The 20,375-nt window shown below is 61.5% G+C and carries 25 protein-coding genes and 3 pseudogenes; 11 read left to right on the forward strand and 17 right to left on the reverse strand.

Features of this window, described 5'->3' with window-relative positions; genetic code table 11:
• Positions 1-44 precede the first annotated feature (44 nt).
• From G7066_RS09190 to G7066_RS16155, 8 genes and pseudogenes are all read right to left on the reverse strand, one after another.
• Complete coding sequence (locus G7066_RS09190) at positions 45-809, reverse strand: amino acid ABC transporter ATP-binding protein (RefSeq protein WP_166330632.1); 765 nt, start codon at positions 807-809, stop codon at positions 45-47.
• Positions 806-1,665: pseudogene (locus G7066_RS09195) on the reverse strand (amino acid ABC transporter permease). Before G7066_RS09195 ends, G7066_RS09190 begins: the two are co-directional and overlap by 4 nt.
• Positions 1,662-2,489: an ABC transporter substrate-binding protein gene (locus G7066_RS09200; protein ID WP_166330634.1), complete on the reverse strand. Its 828-nt coding sequence runs from the start codon at positions 2,487-2,489 to the stop codon at positions 1,662-1,664. The pseudogene G7066_RS09195 and the gene G7066_RS09200 overlap by 4 nt, the downstream one beginning before the upstream one ends.
• A gap of 119 nt (positions 2,490-2,608) precedes the next feature.
• Positions 2,609-3,835, reverse strand: coding sequence for an amidohydrolase family protein (locus G7066_RS09205; protein WP_244302871.1), 1,227 nt, complete (start codon positions 3,833-3,835; stop codon positions 2,609-2,611).
• Positions 3,757-4,179, reverse strand: coding sequence for a hypothetical protein (locus tag G7066_RS16140; RefSeq protein ID WP_244302872.1), 423 nt, complete (start codon positions 4,177-4,179; stop codon positions 3,757-3,759). The genes G7066_RS09205 and G7066_RS16140 overlap by 79 nt, the downstream gene beginning before the upstream one ends.
• The gene (locus G7066_RS16145) at positions 4,154-4,744 is read right to left on the reverse strand and encodes an NAD(P)-dependent oxidoreductase (RefSeq protein ID WP_244302873.1); all 591 of its coding nucleotides are present in this window, start codon (positions 4,742-4,744) and stop codon (positions 4,154-4,156) included. The genes G7066_RS16140 and G7066_RS16145 overlap by 26 nt, the downstream gene beginning before the upstream one ends.
• Positions 4,711-5,529 carry a Rossmann-fold NAD(P)-binding domain-containing protein gene (locus G7066_RS16150; RefSeq protein WP_244302874.1) on the reverse strand — a complete coding sequence of 273 codons (819 nt, stop codon included), beginning with the start codon at positions 5,527-5,529 and terminating at the stop codon, positions 4,711-4,713. Before G7066_RS16150 ends, G7066_RS16145 begins: the two co-directional genes overlap by 34 nt.
• On the reverse strand, positions 5,522-6,097 hold the full coding sequence (locus G7066_RS16155) for a hypothetical protein (RefSeq protein WP_244302875.1): 576 nt from the start codon (positions 6,095-6,097) through the stop codon (positions 5,522-5,524). Before G7066_RS16155 ends, G7066_RS16150 begins: the two co-directional genes overlap by 8 nt.
• Positions 6,098-6,153: 56 nt before the next feature.
• Between G7066_RS16155 and G7066_RS09215 the strand changes: the two genes are divergently transcribed.
• Entirely contained in the window at positions 6,154-6,468 is a 315-nt protein-coding gene (locus G7066_RS09215; RefSeq protein WP_166330636.1) for a GNAT family N-acetyltransferase, read from the forward strand.
• Positions 6,469-6,630: 162 nt separating this feature from the next.
• On the opposite strand, the gene G7066_RS09220 is transcribed toward G7066_RS09215, so the two are convergent.
• Positions 6,631-7,140: an asparagine synthase gene (locus tag G7066_RS09220; protein ID WP_244302876.1), complete on the reverse strand. Its 510-nt coding sequence runs from the start codon at positions 7,138-7,140 to the stop codon at positions 6,631-6,633.
• Positions 7,141-7,292: 152 nt separating this feature from the next.
• The gene (locus G7066_RS09225; RefSeq protein WP_205881414.1) at positions 7,293-7,964 is read right to left on the reverse strand and encodes a metal-dependent transcriptional regulator; all 672 of its coding nucleotides are present in this window, start codon (positions 7,962-7,964) and stop codon (positions 7,293-7,295) included.
• 34 nt (positions 7,965-7,998) lie between these two features.
• Here G7066_RS09225 and G7066_RS09230 point away from each other — a divergent pair, with 34 nt between their 5' ends.
• Entirely contained in the window at positions 7,999-8,382 is a 384-nt protein-coding gene (locus tag G7066_RS09230) for a DUF488 domain-containing protein (RefSeq protein ID WP_166330638.1), read from the forward strand.
• Here the strand turns inward: G7066_RS09230 and G7066_RS16160 are convergent.
• From G7066_RS16160 to G7066_RS09240, 3 genes are read right to left on the reverse strand one after another with little or no spacing between them, the layout of a single operon-like run.
• Entirely contained in the window at positions 8,354-9,127 is a 774-nt protein-coding gene (locus G7066_RS16160; protein ID WP_244302877.1) for an aminotransferase-like domain-containing protein, read from the reverse strand. The two genes, G7066_RS09230 and G7066_RS16160, sit on opposite strands and share 29 nt — an antisense overlap.
• Positions 9,128-9,147: 20 nt before the next feature.
• Positions 9,148-9,831 (reverse strand): GntR family transcriptional regulator, encoded by a 684-nt coding sequence (locus tag G7066_RS16165; protein ID WP_244302879.1) that lies wholly within the window; start codon positions 9,829-9,831, stop codon positions 9,148-9,150.
• Positions 9,828-10,685 carry a DNA-methyltransferase gene (locus G7066_RS09240; protein ID WP_166330640.1) on the reverse strand — a complete coding sequence of 286 codons (858 nt, stop codon included), beginning with the start codon at positions 10,683-10,685 and terminating at the stop codon, positions 9,828-9,830. Before G7066_RS09240 ends, G7066_RS16165 begins: the two co-directional genes overlap by 4 nt.
• 130 nt (positions 10,686-10,815) lie before the next feature.
• Between G7066_RS09240 and G7066_RS09245 the strand changes: the two genes are divergently transcribed.
• Entirely contained in the window at positions 10,816-11,172 is a 357-nt protein-coding gene (locus G7066_RS09245; protein WP_166330642.1) for a VOC family protein, read from the forward strand.
• A 16-nt stretch (positions 11,173-11,188) separates the two neighbouring features.
• Here the strand turns inward: G7066_RS09245 and G7066_RS17905 are convergent.
• Both G7066_RS17905 and G7066_RS09255 read right to left on the reverse strand, forming a co-directional pair.
• A pseudogene (locus G7066_RS17905) lies at positions 11,189-12,261 on the reverse strand (enoyl-CoA hydratase/isomerase family protein).
• 15 nt (positions 12,262-12,276) lie between these two features.
• Positions 12,277-13,614, reverse strand: a complete 1,338-nt coding sequence (locus G7066_RS09255) for an MFS transporter (protein ID WP_205881415.1) — start codon at positions 13,612-13,614, stop codon at positions 12,277-12,279.
• A gap of 24 nt (positions 13,615-13,638) precedes the next feature.
• Between G7066_RS09255 and G7066_RS09260 the strand changes: the two genes are divergently transcribed.
• From G7066_RS09260 to G7066_RS09285, 7 genes are all read left to right on the forward strand, one after another.
• Complete coding sequence (locus tag G7066_RS09260; RefSeq protein WP_166330644.1) at positions 13,639-14,478, forward strand: DUF3097 domain-containing protein; 840 nt, start codon at positions 13,639-13,641, stop codon at positions 14,476-14,478.
• Between the two features lie 62 nt (positions 14,479-14,540).
• The gene (locus G7066_RS17015; RefSeq protein ID WP_280116151.1) at positions 14,541-15,011 is read left to right on the forward strand and encodes an arginase family protein; all 471 of its coding nucleotides are present in this window, start codon (positions 14,541-14,543) and stop codon (positions 15,009-15,011) included.
• 11 nt (positions 15,012-15,022) lie between these two features.
• Complete coding sequence (locus G7066_RS17020; RefSeq protein WP_280116272.1) at positions 15,023-15,382, forward strand: arginase family protein; 360 nt, start codon at positions 15,023-15,025, stop codon at positions 15,380-15,382.
• Positions 15,379-15,729, forward strand: coding sequence for a Fe-S oxidoreductase (locus G7066_RS09270; RefSeq protein WP_166330646.1), 351 nt, complete (start codon positions 15,379-15,381; stop codon positions 15,727-15,729). The genes G7066_RS17020 and G7066_RS09270 overlap by 4 nt, the downstream gene beginning before the upstream one ends.
• Before the next feature lie 9 nt (positions 15,730-15,738).
• Positions 15,739-16,428, forward strand: a complete 690-nt coding sequence (locus G7066_RS09275; protein WP_166330648.1) for a DedA family protein — start codon at positions 15,739-15,741, stop codon at positions 16,426-16,428.
• A 9-nt stretch (positions 16,429-16,437) separates the two neighbouring features.
• Entirely contained in the window at positions 16,438-17,226 is a 789-nt protein-coding gene (locus tag G7066_RS09280) for an alpha/beta fold hydrolase (protein WP_244302881.1), read from the forward strand.
• 145 nt (positions 17,227-17,371) lie between these two features.
• Complete coding sequence (locus tag G7066_RS09285) at positions 17,372-17,872, forward strand: YbaK/EbsC family protein (protein WP_166328074.1); 501 nt, start codon at positions 17,372-17,374, stop codon at positions 17,870-17,872.
• A gap of 14 nt (positions 17,873-17,886) precedes the next feature.
• Here the strand turns inward: G7066_RS09285 and G7066_RS09290 are convergent, their stop codons facing one another.
• Both G7066_RS09290 and G7066_RS09295 read right to left on the reverse strand, forming a co-directional pair.
• Entirely contained in the window at positions 17,887-18,126 is a 240-nt protein-coding gene (locus G7066_RS09290) for a zf-HC2 domain-containing protein (protein WP_166288697.1), read from the reverse strand.
• The gene (locus G7066_RS09295; RefSeq protein WP_166330650.1) at positions 18,123-18,737 is read right to left on the reverse strand and encodes a sigma-70 family RNA polymerase sigma factor; all 615 of its coding nucleotides are present in this window, start codon (positions 18,735-18,737) and stop codon (positions 18,123-18,125) included. The genes G7066_RS09290 and G7066_RS09295 overlap by 4 nt, the downstream gene beginning before the upstream one ends.
• A gap of 100 nt (positions 18,738-18,837) precedes the next feature.
• Here G7066_RS09295 and aroA point away from each other — a divergent pair.
• A pseudogene (gene aroA, locus G7066_RS09300) lies at positions 18,838-20,294 on the forward strand (3-phosphoshikimate 1-carboxyvinyltransferase).
• Positions 20,295-20,375: the final 81 nt, after the last annotated feature.

The raw sequence follows: 20,375 nt of genomic DNA on the forward strand, positions 1-20,375 counted from the left end.
AAGATTTCAATCTTAGCCCAGCTGGCCCATCGAGATAACCCGCCCTACTCGAAAGGATCGCGAAGACGACTCAAGAATTCGCGGGTCTCTTCACACTGCGGGTTCTCGAAGATCTGCTCGGGTGTGCCTGACTCGATGATCACGCCGTCCTTGAGGTACACCACACGATCAGCAACCCTTCGCGCGAACGACATCTCGTGCGTGGCCATCATGATGGTTGAACCAGCGGCCTTGAGCTCGCGTACCAGGTCGAGCACCTCACCAACAAGTTGCGGATCAAGCGCGCTCGTAATCTCGTCGAGCAGCAGGAGTTCGGGATCCGTTGCAATCGCTCGCGCGATCGCAACACGCTGCTGCTGACCGCCAGAGAGGCGATCCGGAAACTCCTTGGCCTTGTCCGCCAGGCCAATACGCTCGAGCAGCGCGAGCCCCGTGCGCTCGGCATCGGGGCGAGAAGTGCCGACGACCTTACGAGCCGCGAGCGTCACGTTGTCGATCACATTCATGTGAGGGAACAAATTGTAGTGCTGAAACACGACGCCGATCCTTGCCCGCACTTCGTCGACCTTTACCCGCGGATCGGTAATGTCTTCGCCGGCGAGCAAAATCCTGCCGTCATCAACCTGCTCCAGCAGATTGATGGTCTTTAACAGGGTGGATTTGCCCGATCCCGATGCCCCGATCAGCACAACGACCTCATGGCGATCGACGGTCAGGTCAATTCCGCGCAGCACCGGCTGGTCACCAAAACGCTTGTAGACGTTCTCGAGTTCGAGAACCGGTGCCGTCGTTTGAGTAGCCACGGTCATACCGTTCCTCCGATCTGCTCGCGCTTCTGCGCACGCGCGGTCATCCAGTCTGTGAGGCGAATGAACGGCCACGACAGCAGAATAAACAGCACACCGGCAAGCACATACGGGGTGAAATTGTAGCTCGATGCAACCTCAATCTGCGCCGCGCGCACGGCGTCGACTGCCCCGAGCACCGAGATCAAACCCACATCCTTCTGCATCGATACAAAGTCATTCATCAGCGCGGGCGTTACCTTACGCACCGCCTGCGGTAACACCACGATCCGCAGCGTCTTGCCGTGGCTCAAACCGAGCGAACGAGCCGCGAGCCGCTGTGAGGGGTGCACCGCGTCGATTCCCGCTCGCAGCACCTCAGCGACGTAGGCCGAGTAGCACAGGATCAGCGCGATCGTGCCCCAAAACTGCGCAGGCATGCGGCCGGTCAGTTCGAGACCCGGGATTCCGAAGCCAACGAGGTACAGCACCAGCAACACGGGAATGCCACGGAAGATGTCGGTGTATCCCGCTGCGAGCAGCCGGAGCGGGGTAAAGACAGGACCCTTGAGCGTGCGTGTAATCGCAAGCAGCGTGCCAAGAATCGCAACGCCGATCACCGCGGCAAACAGCACCTGGATGTTAAGCCAGAGGCCCTCTATCACTCGCGGGAATGCCTCAATGGCAACCCGGGGTCGAAAAAGGTCTCGCTAACGCGACTCCAGCCAGGGCTATTGACGAGAATGACCGCGATAACCGCGGCAAAGACCAGCGTGCTGAGCACGCTGACAAGGATCGACCGTTGTTTGCGTGCGCGGCGAAACTCTCGACGTTCAAGCTCGACAGCGCTTACGGGCAAGCTGGTTACAGATTTACTCACTTGAGAACGGGCGCGCCCTGGTCAGCGATCCACTCGGCCTGAAGCTTGTCGAGTGTTCCATTCTCGCGGAGGGTATCGATGGCCTTTGAAACGTCAGCGGTGAGTGTGGAGTCCTTTGGCAGCACAAACGCGAACTCGTCGCCACCCTCCTTAGAGTCAAGCTGGCCAACAATCACGCCGTTTTCAAGCTGCGCATCGCGCACGTAAAATGCGCCGGGCAAATCGGTGACCATCGCGTCGATGGTTCCATTCTGCAACGCCGCAACAGCGTCATCAACCGAGTTGAAGACCTGCAGTTTCTGAGTTGGCGCGATCACGTCTTCAGCGACGGTAAGTGAGGTAGTGCCCGAGGCAACGCCAATCGCGGCGTCCTTCAGATCAGCAATGCTCTTCGCCTTTGCGGCTTTGGTGCCACCAGCGGCAACCACGGCCTGCGTCGTCTCGTAGTACGGTGACGAGAAGTCGACGGCCTTCTCACGCTCAGGGCTCACAGAGAACTGCTGAATGTTCAGGTCGAAGTCCTTCGGACCAGGCGCAATTGCGGCGTCAAATGTGGTGCGTACCCATACGACGTCACTCTTCTTGTAGCCAAGCTCTTCAGCAACCGCGTACGACACAGCAGCCTCAAACCCCTTGCCACTCGCGGGGTCGTTATCGAGCACCCAGGGAGCGTACGCCGGCTCGCCGGTGGCGATCGTCAGCTTGTCCTTCGTGACGTTCGTGGGGCCTTCGCTGCCAGCATCACCGCTGGTGCAACCGGAAAGAGCGAGGATCGCAGCGGCGCCGACAGCGATGACGGCGGCAAAACGAGACGTGCGTGACATGTGTACTCCTTGAAACTGAGGGTAGAGCAGTGCTCGGGCTTCTCCCGAAAAGCCGTTCTCTAGTGTAGCTGTGACTCGGGATCTCGCGTGCCATGGCGTGAGGGTAACGCAACGGGGCGTCACATTGCCCGGTAGCGTTCAACCCCCGCGACGACCGTGCGGGCGGCTCGACCAGCACCGTCTTCAACGAGGTCGGCTAGGGCGACATCGGGATCCTTCGCGGGCACATCGAAGAACGTTAGATCCGCAACCGCGCCTACCCCGAGTTGCCCGATGCGATCCGGGCCCACGTGCAACCCCAGCGCAGCAGCCCCGCCAAGCGTCGCGGCAATGAACAGCCGCTGGTGCAGATCAGCCGCGTGGTATCCCTGATCCCGAGCGACGCGGTACAGCATGCCAACGTCAGCGAGCAGATCGAGCGAGGGAGACGACGAGAGCGAGTCGGTGCCAACTGCGATGGGGTTACCCTCCCGCAGGTAGGCGGCGACGGGCGGCATATCGAGGCCAATGACCTCGTTGGATCGCGGACACAGTGCCACGCTCGTGCCGCGGGCGCGAAGCAGCGCGCGATCCTCGGCGTTCACATACACACCGTGGGCGATGTGGCAGTCGGGCCCGAGCACCCCGAGGTGGTCAACGAACTGCGTTGATGAGACGCCGATACCGTGCGAGCGCAGCGCCCTGAAGCTGTCAGCACCGAGTTCTGGCCAGGACCCGTGACCGGCTGGCCCCGCATACCCGTCAATGCCGTCAAACTCGCGCTCCATGTGAGCCTCGGCAAGGTGAATGTGCAGTCGCAGCCCCTCTTCACGCACGATGTCGGGAATCTCAAGCAGCGGCTGCACCTCAAGTGAGTAGGGGGCGTGCGGCGAGACGCCAGCTCCGGGTGGGGTCGGAATGCTGCGGATCTGCGCGCGCACCTCATTTCGTGCCTCACGACTCCAGTCGGCGTTGCTCTTGCCGTAGACCTCCCAGTACGCGATTCCGTGCATGCCCGCGTCGTGGAGAGCGCTCAGTGCGGCCTGGTCTGTCACCACATCAGCCGCAGCAGTCACACCGGCCGCAAGGCTGAGTCGCGCTCCCTCAGCGGCAGCGGCGGCCCAATCGTGTCCACTTTTTCCGTAGACAACGTCGAAGGCATCACCCCAGTCGTCAAAACCGCTGTAGTTACGCGTGGCGACCTCGGCCATGTGCGTGTACTGCAGGTGCGTGTGGGCGTTCACGAGCCCGGGAGCCAACACGCCGTTCCAGTGTTCCTCTTCAAACTTCACACCACGAGCCGAGAGCGTCTCAGCGACCCACTGCCTGTCGCCGACGTGCAGGATCCGCCCGTCTTGCACAGCCACCGCTCCGTCTGTAATTCGGGGCTCGTCACTGGAAAAACTAGGGCGGCGCTGTAGACAGTGACCTGCGAATCGTTACTCACTCGCACAATTCTAGATGGCACGGTAGCGATGCACTTGCCAGGGTTGGGCAGCCCCGCCAGGCCTGGTTTTTGCGGGGGCAGGATCGGCCGATCCCCACGAAAGTTCAGCGCGGTGCGGGCAACGAGGTCTTCGTCTTCCGTCAGGATGGGATGCACGCCAGGGGCAAGTTGCTCCCCCATGAGCCGGATGAGCGCCGCGAGCTGAGTCGCGAACGAGAGATCCATGACCTCGATCGGATTACCCTCTGATGCGGTGTAGTTCACGCCACCGCCGTCGGCGAGCACTATGACCCGCGATCGGCACCGGGTTTGACCCACTCACGAGAGTGTCCGCTGCGCATAGCTGATTGCCAACCGTCCGCCGCCAGATCGTCGAGGGCGAGTTCGTCATCGATCCCCCTGCTACCGCGACAGCTGTCCCCTCGCGTAGCAATTCAAACCCGGCAGCAGTGACGGTGTGCCAGACGCCTGTTGCGCTCACAACGACATCGGCAACTGGCAGCGCTTGTTCTGTGCTCTGCGCTTCGAATCCATCGTGCAGGGCCGCAAGGGCGCGCACCGGATCCCGCTCAACTACGGTCACCCGAGCTCCGAGAGCGGCCGCGAAGCGAGCGACTCCCACCCCGACAGGGCCGTAGCCGACGACTACCCAGCGTGTACCGAATACTCCCTGGTATCGCTCGCCCACAGCCATGGCGTGCTCTTCCAGCGCGTCCGCTATTGCAAGGACACACGATTGGCCGGTACCGATCAAGTTATCAAAATCTGTCTTCGTGCGTGCATTGTTCACGGAGATCACGGGCAACTCCAATGCCCCCTCAGCGACCATTTCATGCAGAGGTCGCACCCCGCTCGTGGTCTCTTCTGCTGCCCGCGCAGTCGCGCGAGCGCCTCGAGGCGCTCCGTGTGTGCCAAACGGATCAAGTGTGAACCGTCATCAATCAAGTAATCAGGGCCCCAGTCAAGCACAGCTGCCGCGTTCGCAGCATCAATACGTGCATGATTCCGAGGGTCGACGGCATCGACCGTGCTGCTGAGCGGGGCAAACACGGCCACCCGCCCGTCGGCAGCAACCGCACTTGCGACCTCGGGGTCTGTCTCACTCACAGCGCTGAAGAGCGCAACCTCGCACCCCGCATCCGCGAGCGCGAAGGTGAGAGCTGCCGTTTTCGGTTCAAGCACCAGGCTGACGGCAATGCGAGGTGAAGCTGTCTGATCACCGCGCTGAGCTTGCACTTCGCCAAGCATGATCGCGAGGCGTGCGGTCGTGGGCATCCCCTGCTCGGCCCAGGCGATTCGTTGCTCGGCAGTCTCACCACGAGCAGAGCGAACCTCGCCCGACAACGCCACCATCGCAGCGGGGAGCACTCCCGCTTCTCCGCTGAGCCCGTCCGCAGCATCAAGTTCATCAACAAACACAAACTCCGCAAGGGCAGCATTATCATCAAGTCGCACCCCAATGCGAGTGAGCGTCATCTCGCAGGCACGCCGCAGTTCGGGATCAGTCAGACAAATCCAAGCACGCCCACCAGCGAGCAAACGATTACCAGATCGAGCCGCCGCGCGAACCGCGCGCTCAACCTTCAGGGCAGTCGCATCGGGCGTCTTAGTCACTTGATTCCTTCGTTGGTTTGTTGTCCTTTTTCGGTTTCTGCTGTTCCGCCCACTGTCTACACGCCAGTTCAGGATCAGCGGGAAGCCCAAGCGAGACCCGAGCTTCCGAGGCTGAGGCAGCGATGTCATCGCGGCCCTGCCACTCGTAGGCAGCGACCTCCTTGGCAGGCAGTTTGGCGACTTTCAGAGCCTGCTTTTGGTCGGCCAACAGTGTGTCTCTGACGTCAGCAATGTGAGGTTTTACTTCCTCAGGCCATGCCTGATCCTTCGGGGCAAGCTGCCTTGCCGCCGTTGCACTCGCGCCAGAGACGCTCTTCATCGCGGCGGCAAACTCTTTGGTGTTTGTTCCGCCACGACCTAGGGCAAGCCGGAGCCGATCAAGTTCAAGGTCCGCGCTGTCCCAAGCTTCGTTCACCGGGCACACGGCGTCCAGGTACAGACCTCCGGCTTTGCTGGCCGTGAGTACCTCAGGTTTTTGGGGTTTGGGATCGTGCGCAGCACAACCAGGCGTTAGCGCGAGCATCGCGATGACAGCGGCCCAAGATCCACGACGCAACAAATTTCCCACGACTTCGAGGATAGCCTGCTCTAGCCCGTAAGGAACTTCACACCTAGGCTGGAATCATGGCCACATACGCAAACGAAACAGAGGCGGCAGCCGACGGGTTCCGCGTTATACACGAGCCCGAGCGACATCGCTTTGCGCTGTACGGACCCGAGAAGCAGCTCTTTGGCGAGGCGCACTACAGCCTGTTTAGTGATGACGTGATCGATTTTGATCACACACTGGTCGTACCCGAACTGCGCGGCACCGGCCTCTCCGGCATCCTCGCGCAGCGCGCACTCACTGACGACATCATTGGAGAACGCAAGATCACAGCGTCGTGCTCCTATATTCAAGTGTACCTCAGACGACACCCCGAACTGTTGGCGCGTTAGATCCTGCGACTCGCCTCGGGCGGTGGCCCCAGCGCGAAAACGCTCCGCTTTTTCGTATGAGCATTTCGCGCACGCAGGATGAGGGGTACTACTCGTTTTCGCCGCGGCGCAGCTTCTTGAGCAGCGAGGGTTTCTCCGGCTGCGACTTCTTCATCAGCGCGGTCAGGTCCTTTTCGATGAGCAACTGAATGCGATCATCACGAGCATTCTGGTATTCCTCAGACCCCCACCACTGTAATAGGGATGGGTGGCGCGTTCCTTCAGAGAATCGCCGATTTCGTCCCATGCCAGGGCGTGCGCACGCTTTGCGGTGGCCTTCAGGTACTCGGGATCGGCCGCACGATCACGCAGCTCTTTCGCAACACCCTCGTACACCTCTTGACGATGGCGCAGAGTGCGGTTGTCGTCATTACCGTAGTCAGATTCACTCCACGAGCTGCGCCCGGTGTCACGAATCTCGTTACGCATGCGCGAGATGTGCGTCGCGTCGCGTTCGCGCTCGGCTGCAAGATCTTCAGTGGCGCTGCGCACCATCTCCATGATCTGTTCTTCGTTGTAGTCGATCTGCTTCTGCAGCGCGTTCATAATGATCGCGTTCTTAACGGTCATACGCACCGCAACATCGGCGACAAGCAGCCCTTGCTCGACGATTTCTTCAACGGGCGCGAGCACACGCCGAGGCAAGCGGCGTGGGGGGCGCGATCCCCTTTTCTTCCGCTTCTTCGACCAGCCAAACATTGTGCTCCTTCTGAGTGGGCAATGGCCCGGCTTCAATTATCGCGTATCTGGCAGCAAAGACGCACATCGGCTTAGACTCGGGTCTGTCATCCCAGTATTGAGACCCGAACAGCCGCCGCCGCCGCAGGCCCGAGCCTCACTTCGGTATCGCCAATCCTCACCGTCACCGTCTCTGAATAGGGTTCGCCCGGCAGCACCTGCAACTCGGCGTCAACAACAATGCCCCGACTCGCAAAGTACTGCAGCATCTCGTTGTCCGAGTCCGAAATACGTTCGACGCGTGTGTGACAGGGAGCGACAACCTCAGCCAGCAGAACAGCGTCTGGCCGATGCACGAGACCCTCCGCACTCGGGATCGGATCACCGTGCGGATCTCGTGTGGGATACCCGAGCGCGCGATCAACCCGGTCAATGAGCCCGTCAGACACGGCATGCTCGAGCCGATCGGCTTCCTCGTGAACCTCGTCCCACTCGTAACCGAGCATCTGCACAAGGAAAGTCTCGAGCAGTCTATGGCGCCGGATCATCGACACAGCGTGCTCTCGACCGATGTCGGTGAGAGTCACGGTGCCGTAACGAACATGCTCGATAAGTTCTTGGTCTGAGAGTTTGCGCAGCGCGTCCGAAACCGTCGAGAGTCGCACTCCAGCGGCTTCGGCAATTGCGGAGTTCGAAACGGCCTGATCCGACCATTCCTGCAAGCTCCAGATCACCTTGAGATAATTTTGCATACTCGGCGATAGCTGGTCGACACTCACCCCATAAGGATAGGGCAGATGAGAGACTAGAGGGTTGGAAATCGTACTGAAGCGTGTCTACTCGTCGGTCTCCCCCGACGACGGCTGTCGGGTGCTCGTTGACCGGCTCTGGCCACGGGGCATTTCGAAAGAATCGGCCGAGCTACACGCTTGGGCAAAAGCGGCCGCACCGAGCACAGGGCTGAGAAAGCGCTGGCATGCCGACGCAGACAACTTTGACATCTATGCGGCCGAGTACCGTGCTGAGTTAGCGGTCGACCCAGCCTCTTCCGCGCTCAACGAACTCGCGGATCTCGCCAGACACCGTGAGCGAATCACGCTCCTGTTTGGCGCGAAAGATCTAGAACAGAATCACGCGATTGTGCTTCGTGAAGCCCTACTCGAGCGCCTCAGTTCAGTATCTGGCGCAAAGTACTAAGCGCAGCCTCGAACTCCGCACTGTCGGGGCCTCCCATGCCAATGACGAGGCCCGAAACGCCCATGCCCGCACTGCCTCTGCGGTGCCAATAGTTTCCGAGTGCCTCAACACCAAGCTCCTCCGCAGTAGTGCGGGCGATCACCTCGGCTTCTCGTTGCCGCTTCGACGCAGCATCTGTTCCGATGAACTCAAGCACCGCGTGAAGTCCACCGTCCATCGGTCGCACACGCACCCCCGGCACGCCCGCGAGTTGCTCCGACACAGCGTCTCGTCGTTCGGCGTAGCGCCGCAGCATTCGCACGGTGTGGCGTCGCAATTCACCACTCGCCAGGTACTGCGCCAGCGCCTCCTGCACGACCGTTGACACCGGTCCTCCGAGTTCCCGTCGAATGGGTTCAATGAGTGCTCGTAATCCGGCCGGGGCCAACAGATAACCTGCCGACAAGCCAGGAGCGACCGTGCGCGAGAACGTACCAAGCAAGACCACAACGCCCACATCGGCGGCATCGAGGGCGGCGAGGGTTGGTAGCGGACTTCCCGAATAGCGCAGCTCGGAATCGAAGTCATCCTCAACGACAACAACCCCCGTGCGGGTCGCCCAGGCAAGCAACTCACGGCGACGGGTGAGCGGGAGAGAACCACCCAGTGGATACTGATGGCTCGGCGTCACAATGACGACGTCGAGCACTCCCTCAGGCAACTTGCTCGTTTCGAGTCCCTCCGAGTCGGTGGGAAGAGCAACCACTTTGGCGCCGTACCGCGCTGCTACGCCGCGAAGTGATGGAAGGCCCGGATCCTCAACCCCACCACAAGCCCGTGCCCACGAGTGGTGCCCAGGGCGGTAAGCAGCAGCCCCAGACCATCGCGCGTGCCGGCCGTGACGAGCACATCCTGCGCCAAGCGCGCGGTACCTCGCATGCGCCTAAGGTGGTCTGCGATCTCCTCTCGAAGCCTCGGATCACCGAGTTCGGGCGCTTCAAGGTGCGCTCTTCCCGCTGCGGCCCGCCAGGCCGCGCGCCACGCGGGACTGTCTACCGCGTCGGTAATCGGTTTGCCCGGCGCGAGCGGACCTGGGTTTTTGTGTTGCCCCAGCACACTTGCTGTCGGCTCGAACGCATCGCTATCGGCCCCGAGCGGCCTCGTTTGCACCGTGTGTAACGCTTGGACAGCCTCGAGTGCGGGGTTCACGCGGGTCCCCTGCCCGTGTGTGGCCGTGAGATACCCCTCAGCAATCAGCTGCTCATACGCCGTCACCACGACACCACGTGCGACACCGAGCCTGCGCGCAAAGTCACGGGTTGCTGGTACGCCCTCACCCGGGCGAAGAGTGGCGGCATCAATGGCTTCGCGCAGTGCTGCCGCCAGCTGTACCGGCAGCGGCGCATCTGCGGCGCGATCCAGGTAAACGGGGATCGCGTCGGCCCCACCGTGCGGACGCGGCTGCCTCACCGGTACTCCACGGGGTGCTTCGCGAAGCGCTTGCGCATCACGTCGTGAGCCTCAGGGTTTTCGTCGATCAACACAAAACGCCGTTTGAGCTCCGCCGCGACGGCTCCTGTAGTGCCGCTGCCTGCAAAACCATCGAGCACCCAGTCCCCCGGTCGCGAGGACGCCTGCACAATTCTGCGCAGCACTCCAACAGGCTTCTGCGTTGGATAGCCCGTCCGTTCTTTGCCCGTCGGCGACACGATGGTGTGCCACCACGTGTCAGTTGGGAGTTTGCCACGCGCAGCTTTTTCGGCCGTGACGAGGCCGGGAGCCATATAGGGTTCGCGATCCACAGCTTCCGCATCGAAAAACTGGCGCGCGGGATTCTTCGCGTAGACCAAAATATTGTCGTGTTTGGTGGGCCATCGCTTTTTGGTGCGCGAGCCAAAGTCGTAGGCCCAGATTATCTCGTTCACGAAGCAGTCACGCCCGAAAAGCGCGTCGAGTAGCACCTTCGCGTAATGCACCTCGCGGTAGTCGAGGTGCAGGTAAAGGGTGCCATCATCGGCAAGTAGTCTCCAGGCCTCTTCGAGACGTGGCTCCAAGAAATCCCAGTAGTCGCCGAAACGATCGTCGTAGGCGAGGGTCTTTTCGCGCGTAACCGCATACCCCTGGCCACGGAAGCCCAGCCGTCCGCCTCCTCCCGGCTTGGTGGGGACTCCTCGCACACGCTCCGTCTGCTGGGAACGCCCGGTATTAAACGGCGGATCGAAATAAATGAGCGTGAATGCGCCGTCAGGCAGGTTGCGCAGGATCGGCAGATTGTCTCCCAGATACACGAGATCTGGGCCCGCCGGTTCCCATCGCTCACTCATCCGACCAGCGTAGCGCTCGCTGCGTATTGACGTTGCTCGGTGTTGAAATCGGGGCGGGATCACTGCTTTGTCGGTGGGTGGGACTAGCGTGTAAAGCGAGACAGAAACCGCACACACGAAGGGATCTCACATGATTTCGCTGGGCATGATCACACTCGATACCGAAGCTCCTCGTCCGCTCGCCGCCTGGTGGGCAGAGCGTTTAGGCGGAGAGATTGTTATGGATTCCGACGGCTGGTTCTGCGTCGTGAGTGCACCAAACGTTCCCGTGGCGCTCGGCTTTCAGAAGGTCGAAGCCCCGACTCCCGGCAAGAATCGGCTGCACCTCGACCTGAACCGAAGCGCCGACGTTAACCGCGAAGAGCTTGTCACCGAGTGGGTCGCAGCGGGGGCAACGCATCTCGGCCAGCGCGGAGAAGCCGGGTTCTCCTGGGACACCTTCACCGACCCTGGCGGCAATGAGTTCTGCATCGGAGATCCGCACTAGGCCCGGTCATTCCTCGCTACTGCACCAGCCCGAGCTTGGTCTCGTCGGGGCGATGCGGGGCGAGGATCGCCTCGACCTCAGCGGGGTCGAGGTCTTCGATGCGGGAAGGCTGCCACTTTGGCGAGCGGTCTTTGTCGATGACCTGGGCGCGCACACCCTCGGCAAAGTCCGGGCGTTGTCCAATGCGCACGACAACCCGCAGGTCGTCCTCAAGCACGGCGGCGAGGTCGAGCTGCTGAGCACGCGTGCGCGCAATTTGCGCCAGGGTCACCACCACCGAGGTCGGGCACATGCCACGCACGCTCTCGAGGAGTTGCGCGGTCTCCGGCCGCTCATCGGCTTCGAGTACACGAAGCAACCGAATTGTGGCGTCAAGTGCAGACTCGGCACTCACCTCAGCACCGTTGAGCGTACCCTCGGCAATCGGGTCCCACCACGCCCGCGCAGCCAACAGGCCACTCTCGGGTGGCGCCTCGGCAACCTCGGCAATCGCTTCTGCAGGGTTCGCACCCTCGGTGAGTGCCTCGCGAAGCGCGTCCAGTTTGTGTGACAGCACAAAGTGATCAGCGAACCCGAGCGCGATCGCATCACCAGCGGTCAGTTCTCCCGCGGTGATCGCCAGCAGTTCGCCCAGCCGACCCGGCGCCTGCGCCAGCAGCAGGTGTCCCCAACGTCCGGCACGATCCCAATTCGCACCTCGGGCAGCGCGAGTCGGCTGCGCTCGGTCACCACCCGAAAAGCAGCGTGCCCACCAAGGCCGATCCCACCGCCCATCGCGATGCCGTCCATGATCGCGACAACGGGCACCGTAGAGCGTGCGATCGCGTAGTCGAGGCGGTACTCGGTCGAGAGAATCTTGAATGAGTCCCCCGACACAATTTCTTTGACGTCGCCACCACCGCAGAAGCCACGTTCTCCGGTACCGTCAAGCAGAATCGCCGTGGCGTCACCCACGGACCCCGGCGCAATAGCGGCCGTCAGCGCCTCGAACATTTCCAGGTTAAGCGCGTTGATCGCGCGCGGCCGGTTCAGAGTGATGTGACTGATAGCGCCCTCGCGGCGAACCAGCACCAGTGCGTCAGTGCTCATAGCAGCACCGTAGCATCACGGTATCGGGTGCAGTGCGTCGTATCGTTGAAAACCGCGGGCAAAGCGCAGCATCATGAGCATGATCGCAACAATCACTACGCCTCCAATGAGCGCCGGTGCCCACAGCGCGATCGTCGTCGCGAGTACACCGGCAAGCAAGTCACCCACACGTGGCCCACCCGCAACAACCACATAGAACAGACCCTGCATTCTGCCTCGCACGTCGTCGGGTGCCGCCGCCTGCAGAATGGTCGTGCGGAACACAGAACTCACATTGTCAGCTGCTCCCGCACCAGCGAGTGCTAAGCCCGCCAGTACAATCGAGTTTACCAACATGCCGTCGGGTGGGTGATCCCCGACCGTGAGTTTCGTCACGAGCAGCACAACACCGAACAGAGCAGTGCACACGCCAAATGCAGCAATCGCGAGTGTTACTGCGCGCCCCTGCCTACGCACTTGACCAAGCGGTCCCGACACAACACCAGAGAGCAATGCCCCCACCGCAAACGAGGCCGTGAGCACGCCGACCGTAACCGGCCCGCCTCCGAGCACAAGCGCGCCCGCCGCGGGAAACACCACACGGGGGTGGCCAAGAATCATAGCGACAAGATCAAAAATAAAAGTCGCGCGCACGTTCGGTGCGGTTCGCAGAAAACGCATGCTCTCAACCACGGAGGAAAAACCGGGGCTGGCCCGGGTCCCCTCGGGTTTCATTGGAGGCAGGCTCAGAATTCCCATAAACGCGGCAGAGAACAGCACGACGTCGAGCAGGTACGTCCACGGCACGCCGACCGTAGCAACCATCACACCGGCTACCGCGGGCCCAACCGTCACGGCGAGCCCCATCGTGATTCCGCTGAGTGCCGCAGCAGCCGGCAACAACTGGGTTGGCAGCAGCCGCGGCAGAATCGCCCCTCGCGTGGCCCCCAAGATCGTCGCTGAGGCAGCGTTCACAGCGGCGAGCGCATAGTACGGCCAGGTTGCCGTCACTCCGAGAAAGGCAATAACCGTCATGGTGCCGATACTCAGCCAGGCGCAACTCGCTGTGACGAGTGCAACCTTACGACGGTCAAAGGTATCGGCGAGAGCACCACCGATAAACCCGGCAAGGATCATGGGGCCGAGCGCCCACAGCGCTACAAATGAGACCGCGAGCGTTGAGTGGGTGATCTCGTACACGTGCAGTCCCACGGCGACGATGGTCACCTGCGCACCGATCTGAGCGATTGAGGTGCCGGTCCAGAGTTTTGCGAACGCGGGGCTGCTACGCAGTGGCGTCACGTCAACGAGCAGTGCCCTAAGACCGCGTTTCTTATCTCTCTGCTCTTCTTCACGCGCCTCATCACTCTCCACCGCGCCAGACTATAAGCTCAGTGCGTGTTTGATGAAAGATATGACCGCGATGTTCTCGCCGACATGAAGTCTCGGCGCGGCCCGGTGCAGCGCGCTGAGGTTGTGCTCGCGAAAGGACTCGTTGTTGAGCACAGCGAGACCGAGTGGTGTGGCGCGGTGGTGGGGGCCCGCGAGGGGCTCGTGCAGCTGGAGGATTTCTCGGGCAAGGTGCGGGCATTTTCGCTCAGCGACGGCTTCCTCATTGATGGCAAGCCGGTCACCCTGGTCATGCCCAAACGCAAGCCCGCTGGGCCGCAACGCACGGCCTCGGGCTCGTTTGCCGCCCCACAACAGCGTGCCCGTGTTGCGATGCCGAGCCGCATCTTCGTTGAGGGTAAGCACGATGCCGAGCTTGTAGAACAGGTGTGGGGCGACGACCTCCGGGTTGAGGGTGTGGTGGTCGAACTGTTGCAAGGCGCTGACAACCTTGCCGAGGTACTCGCCGAGTTTGGTCCGGGGCCCAAACGGCGCGCAGGGATCCTGCTCGATCACCTCGTTACCGGCAGCAAAGAAACAAAGATCGCGAATGCCATTGCGCGCGGACCTTACGGCGCCAACGTTCTCATCGTTGGCCACCCCTTTGTCGATATCTGGCAGGCCGTAAAGCCAGAGCGGGTGGGTCTCAAAGAATGGCCGACAATTCCGCGCAACATCGAGTGGAAGCGTGGCATCTGTCACGCTCTCGGCTGGCCGGGCGAAGAACCTGCTGACATCGCCGATGCGTGGGCGAGGATCCGCAGTCGCGTTCGCAACTTCCGCGACCTCGAGCCAGAGTTGGTCGGTCGGGTCGAACACCTCATCGATTTTGTTACGCTCTCACCTTAATAGCGATCCCGACGAGTAGCATTAGGAGACAGTGGGTAACTCTCGAAAGCGAGGAGTCGCGAGTGTCAAAGCCAGTCTTCCTTCTCATGCCAGAGTGGCAGGGATCAGCATCCTCACGAGCTATGCAATTGGCTGAGGGCGCCTCGATACTGCGGGATGATCTTCCGCGTTCCGTGCTGCACGAGGTCGCTGTGCCGCTGGAGGCTGGGGATGCCCTCGGCACTCCTGTGGCACGACTGAGCAGCGTGTTACAGGCTCGCAAGTCTGCTCATAAAACACTTGCGACGGCTGACGGAGTTCCCATCATCGTCGGCGGCGACTGCGCCACGTCCTTGCCGGGTTTAGAAGCCGCCGTCCAAAAACACGGTGATGGTCTTGCCGTATTGTGGTTCGACGCCCACCCCGATCTGCAACACCCCAGCACGTCTCCGTCGGGCGCGGCCTCCGGCATGACGCTGCGACATGCCCTCGGGGTGGATCGCCCGAACTCGCCTCGACTGATCCGATCCTGGCAAACAATCTCACGCTTGTAGGCACCCGCGCTATCGACCCCGAAGAACAGTCAGAGATCGAGCAGCTGAAGATTTCTGTGTTGCCTGCCGGCGTGCAAGATCTTGTTGAGGCGATTACGACCCGACTCGGCAAACTCGATGCAAGCCACGTGTACATCCACCTCGATCTCGATGTGCTTGACCCCGCGGAGTTTATGGCGGTGCACGAGCCGGTGCCGTTTGGCCTGAGCGTTGGCCAGGTGACATCGGCAATACGGGCAGCTGTGGCCGTGCGGCCCCTCGCGGGTGCATCCATTTGCGAGTTTGCTCCTGCCGATGCCAGCATGGCGTCAGAGGAGCAGCCGACGGTGCTGCGGCTACTTGCGGCCCTCACCTCCGGGAGCAAGGATTGAACGCTTGGCCTTTTGCTCGCATCGGCTACCTGTATGCAACCGCCGTTGCACTCGCGTGGGGCACACTTCTCAGCACAGGAAAGATTGAACGCTATGAGGGGCTTTGGGTGTTTCGAGGCATGCCGCGCTGGGCGTTTCGCCGCGGCGGCAGTTGCGTAGGATCCTGTTACTTCACCGACAACAACGTGTCCCCCTCGGTCCTTCGCCACGAACTTGTACACCGCTCACAGTGGCAGCGATTCGGTCTCGCCATGCCTTTGTTATATGCGCTGGCCGGTCAAGATCCCCTGAAAAACCGCTTTGAAATTGAGGCGGGACTCTCAGACGGCGGCTATCTCAAGCGTTAGAGTCAAACAGTGAACGACTTCATCTCGTGGGTGCTTGAGACGGTACAGAGTGTCGACCCGACGCTGCGCGTCATTATTGCGGGTATCGCCATCATGCTTGAAACGAGTGTGCTCATCGGCCTCGTCGTGCCAGGAGACACCGTTGTGATGGTCGCTGGCACAGCAGTGACTTCGGTGCCGGAGGGCGTGATTCTTGGTCTTGTGCTGGTCATTGGGGCGCTCATCGGGGAGAGCATCGGGTTTTGGCTAGGGCGCTGGGCCGGGCCGAAGATTCGGCACTCGCGCCTGGGCAGCAAACTGGGTGAGCACAACTGGATCAGGGCGGAGGCTTACCTGCGACGGCGCGGTGGTCCCGCGATTTTCCTGTCGCGGTTTTTGCCGGTACTGCACTCGCTCGTGCCGCTCACCGTCGGCATGAGTGGATTCTCGTACCGCCGCTTTCTCGCGTGGACTGCCCCGGCGTGCGCACTGTGGTCGGCGTTGTATGTTACCGCGACAGCTTCTGCTGCGAACTACTACCGCGACCTCTCGAAGGAGCTGCACTACGCCGGCTACATTTTTGTCGGGATCATCGTGCTGTTTCTGGTCCTTGTGTTTCTGGCGAAGCAGTTGATTCACCGTCGCGAAGCCAAACACTTGAGGCCACTGAGTGAGTCACGCGAAGAAACCGACACCGAGGCGATCTCAGAGAGCCAGTAGGCTGAACGGGTGAGCAACGAGGCAACCGGTTCCACAACCACAGCAGAGTTTCGCTTTCTTGAGGGCGATGCGGTCCGAGTTGGGCGCACAACTCCGCTTCCTACGGTCGAACGAGTCTGGACCGAAGTTGGTAACGCTCAACGGGTCAGCGCGCTTCGTTTCGAGCCGCAGCATCCCCCGCAGCTCGTAACCCTGCATGGTGTCGGTCTGAACGCACACAGCTTCGACCCGATGCTGCTCGCGCTCGACGTCCCCGCGATCTCCATCGACCTCCCCGGTCACGGTCGCAGTGATTGGCGCAGCGACGCAGACTACCGACCTGACCACCTTGCCGTCGATGTGATCACGGCACTCGAAGCGCTCTGCCCGCAACCCGTCACGCTTCTGGGCCATTCTCTCGGCGGACTCACCGCGGCTCTTGTCGCCGCTTCGCTCACAGACCTGGTTTCTCAGCTAATCGTCGTAGACATTACCCCGGGCATCTCGCCCAGCCGTGATGCGAGCAGTGTTACCGAGTTCATTGTTGGTCAGCGCGACTACGGCAGCGTTGAAGAGATCGTCGATCGGGCGATTCAGTTTGGTATCGGATCGAACCGCGCTGCCCTCACACGCGGAGTAACACTCAACACACGGCTACGTGCCGACGGTCGCCTTGAGTGGACTCACCACTTCGCACACCTCGACGGGCCGCTTCCCGCAGCAGCCGACGACGATCCTCAACCGTATGCCCCATCTGGGCCTCGCTTCAGGCGCTCGAGGTTCCAGTGTCACTGGTGCGGGCGGGATCCGGTGTCGTGACAGAAGAGCTCGAAGCAGAATGGCGAGATCAACTCCCCGAGAGCACAATCACCACGATCGAGGGTCCACACAACCTACACGAGGCCGCACCGCGAGAACTCGCGGATGTCGTAGGCCGCGCTCTCACCCACGAAAGGAACACACAGTGACAACCTCGCACGTTCGCAGGCACCTTGAGTCATTCGGCTGGCAAGGCACGATCCTGGAGTTTGAGGAGTCGAGCGCGACCGTCGAGCTTGCGGCGGCTCAGGCCGGCACAGAACCTCGCCGCATCGCAAAAACGCTCGGATTTTACGATCCAGAGAACCCTGCGCAGGCCGTGCTTGTTGTCGCTGCGGGCGACGCGAAGGTCAACGGTGGCAAGTTCAAACGTGAGTTTGGCGGCAAACCTCGCATGCTCACCGGAGACGACGTGCTACCTCTGACCGGTCACCCCGTCGGCGGGGTATGCCCGTTCGCCGTGGCAGACGGTACCAAGATTATGCTCGACGTGTCGCTGCAGCGGTTCAACACGGTATTCCCGGCGGCAGGAACCGCCCGTTCAGCCGTTGAACTCGCGATCCCCGAGCTGGAAGCGTTCAGCGGCGCTGGCGGCTGGGTCGACGTGTGTACCGGTTGGCAAAACGAGGAATCAGCCAGCGAGTAGCTAGCTGAGCGAGCTCAGGCGTTGAGCCCGCGCAGGATCGCGTCGCGCAAATCAGCGGGGGCGCAGTTTTCGCGCTCCTCTTCGCAGGCACGCCGAACAACATCGGTCAGGCTAATGCAGACAGTTTCTTCGTCGCGACAATTCGGGCAACTGTCGAGGTGCTCGCGAATCGGTGCCGACTCTTCAGAGCAGAGTTCACCACGAAGCAGCTCGTAGATGTTGGCCTGTGCTTTGTCACATCCGCAATCACTCACCGTGCTGCTCCTTTCGATTCTTTCTTCACACCTTCATCTAGTCCAACGCCTTGCTCGCGCGCGTATTCCCCCAGCGACTTACGTAATCTTGCGCGACCGCGATGCAGGCGACTCATGACAGTACCAATTGGCACCCCCACAATATCCGCGATCTCCTGGTAGCTAAAGCCTTCGACGTCAGCAAGGTACACAGCGATCCTGAAATCCTCGGGAAGTTCGTTGAGCGCTCCGCTCACCACGGCATCGGGAGTGCGGTCGATTGCCTCGGCCTCGGCTGACTGAGCAGACATCGCCGTTGTGGATTCGGCGCCGCCTAACTGCCAATCCTCAAGCTCTTCAACCGCGCCCAGATAGGGTTCACGCTGACGCTTGCGATAAGTGTTGATGTAGCTGTTGGTCATGATCCGGTACAGCCAGGCTTTGAGGTTCGTGCCCTCTTCGAATGAGGAAAACGCAGAATAGGCCTTAAGAAACGTCTCTTGCACCAGGTCTTGGGCGTCGGGAGGGTTTCGGGTCATCTTCATTGCAGCGCCGTACAGCTGATCAAGCAGGGGCAACGCCTCCTGCTTGAATCGCTCTTCCAGCTTCGCCTGTGTCCCGGTTTCACTCACGCCCACGATACTATCCCGCAGCACCGCAGGGTTCGCTGAGCCGCGCTTCAACATTTGAGTGCAGCTCTCTTGGAAGCAACTCGGGCTAGACTCGGTAGTGATGCTGATCGCGAAGCTTAACAACGGCAAAGACGGTGACGAGACAGGAACCGCCGACGGTGGCGCTGAGGCCGCCGAGCTCTGGCCTGCCCCGCACGCGGATGGAGAGTTGGCCGCCTGTGTTGCGCTCCCGGGTTCGAAATCGCTAACAAACCGCGAGCTGGTGCTTGCGGCTCTCGCCGACGGCCCAGAGATGCTGCGCGCACCACTGCACTCGCGCGACTCTGCGCTCATGATCGAGGCACTGCGCGACTTGGGCACGATCATCGCGGCCGAGGGTGAAGACCTTCACGTCACACCCGCGGAAGAACTCACCGGCTCAACCACCGTTGCCTGCGGCCTCGCCGGCACCGTGATGCGATTCGTGCCGCCCGTCGCCGCCCTAGCGCTCGGTCCCGTCGCATTTGACGGCGATCCTTATGCCCGCAAGCGGCCTATGCGCCCCGTGCTCGACGCACTGCGCGCGCTCGGAGCCGATATCGCAGACGAAGGCCGCGGGGCCCTGCCCTTCACCGTCCACGGCACAGGTTCGCTGCGTGGCGGTCGCGTAGAGATTGATGCTTCGCTTTCAAGCCAGTTTGTATCGGGGCTTTTGCTCGCCGCTCCTCGCTTCGAAGAGGGTGTGCACGTCGTTCACACCGGCAAACGACTGCCAAGCTTGCCCCACATCGAGATGACCCTCGCCGCGCTGCGCGCACGCGGAGTAAAGGTCGACAGCCCCGCCGTTGGTGAATGGCGAGTCTCCCCGGGCCAATTAGCGCAATCGAATCACGGATCGAACCTGACCTTTCAAACGCTGCCCCCTTCCTCGCGGCCGCGATCGTTGCGGGTGGCAGCGTCACGGTACCGAACTGGCCGAGTCACACCACACAGGTTGGTGACAAACTGCGGCAACTGCTGCCAGAGTTTGGCGGGGCAGCAGAACTCTCCGCGGACGGATCGCTGACGATCTCAGGCAACGGAGTTGTTCAGGGCGTGAAACTCCACATTCCAGAGGCGGGTGAGCTCGCACCGACTCTCGTCGGTCTTGCTGCCCTTGCCGATGGCCCCAGCGAGATCACCGGCATCGGGCACATCCGCCATCACGAGACCGACAGAATCGCCGCGCTCGTCACCGAGATCCGCGCTCTTGGCGGCGACATCGAAGAACTTGAAGACGGCATCGCGATTCGCCCGGCCACGCTGCACGGCGGTACCTGGCACAGCTACGCGGATCACCGCATGGCGACCACGGGCGCGCTCCTGGGTCTCCGGGTCGAGGGCGTCGAGGTCGAAGACATCGCGAGCACTGCAAAGACCCTGCCCGAGTTTTCGTCGCTGTGGCGCAACATGCTGGGGCTCGCTCCTGAAGAACAACCGTCCCTCTCCCCACTCGACGCGGTTCAGCCAGGGGTGAGCACTTCAACCCCGATGATTCTCACGCTACCGACAACACACGAGAGCAATTACTTCGGATGAGCTGGCTCACCCTCGACGACGACGACGTTCCGTACGGCGAGTACGCCGATCACACAGTAAGGTCTCGCCCAAACCCGAAGG

The sequence above is a fragment of the Leucobacter coleopterorum genome, assembly GCF_011382985.1.
Lineage (GTDB): Bacteria > Actinomycetota > Actinomycetes > Actinomycetales > Microbacteriaceae > Leucobacter > Leucobacter coleopterorum.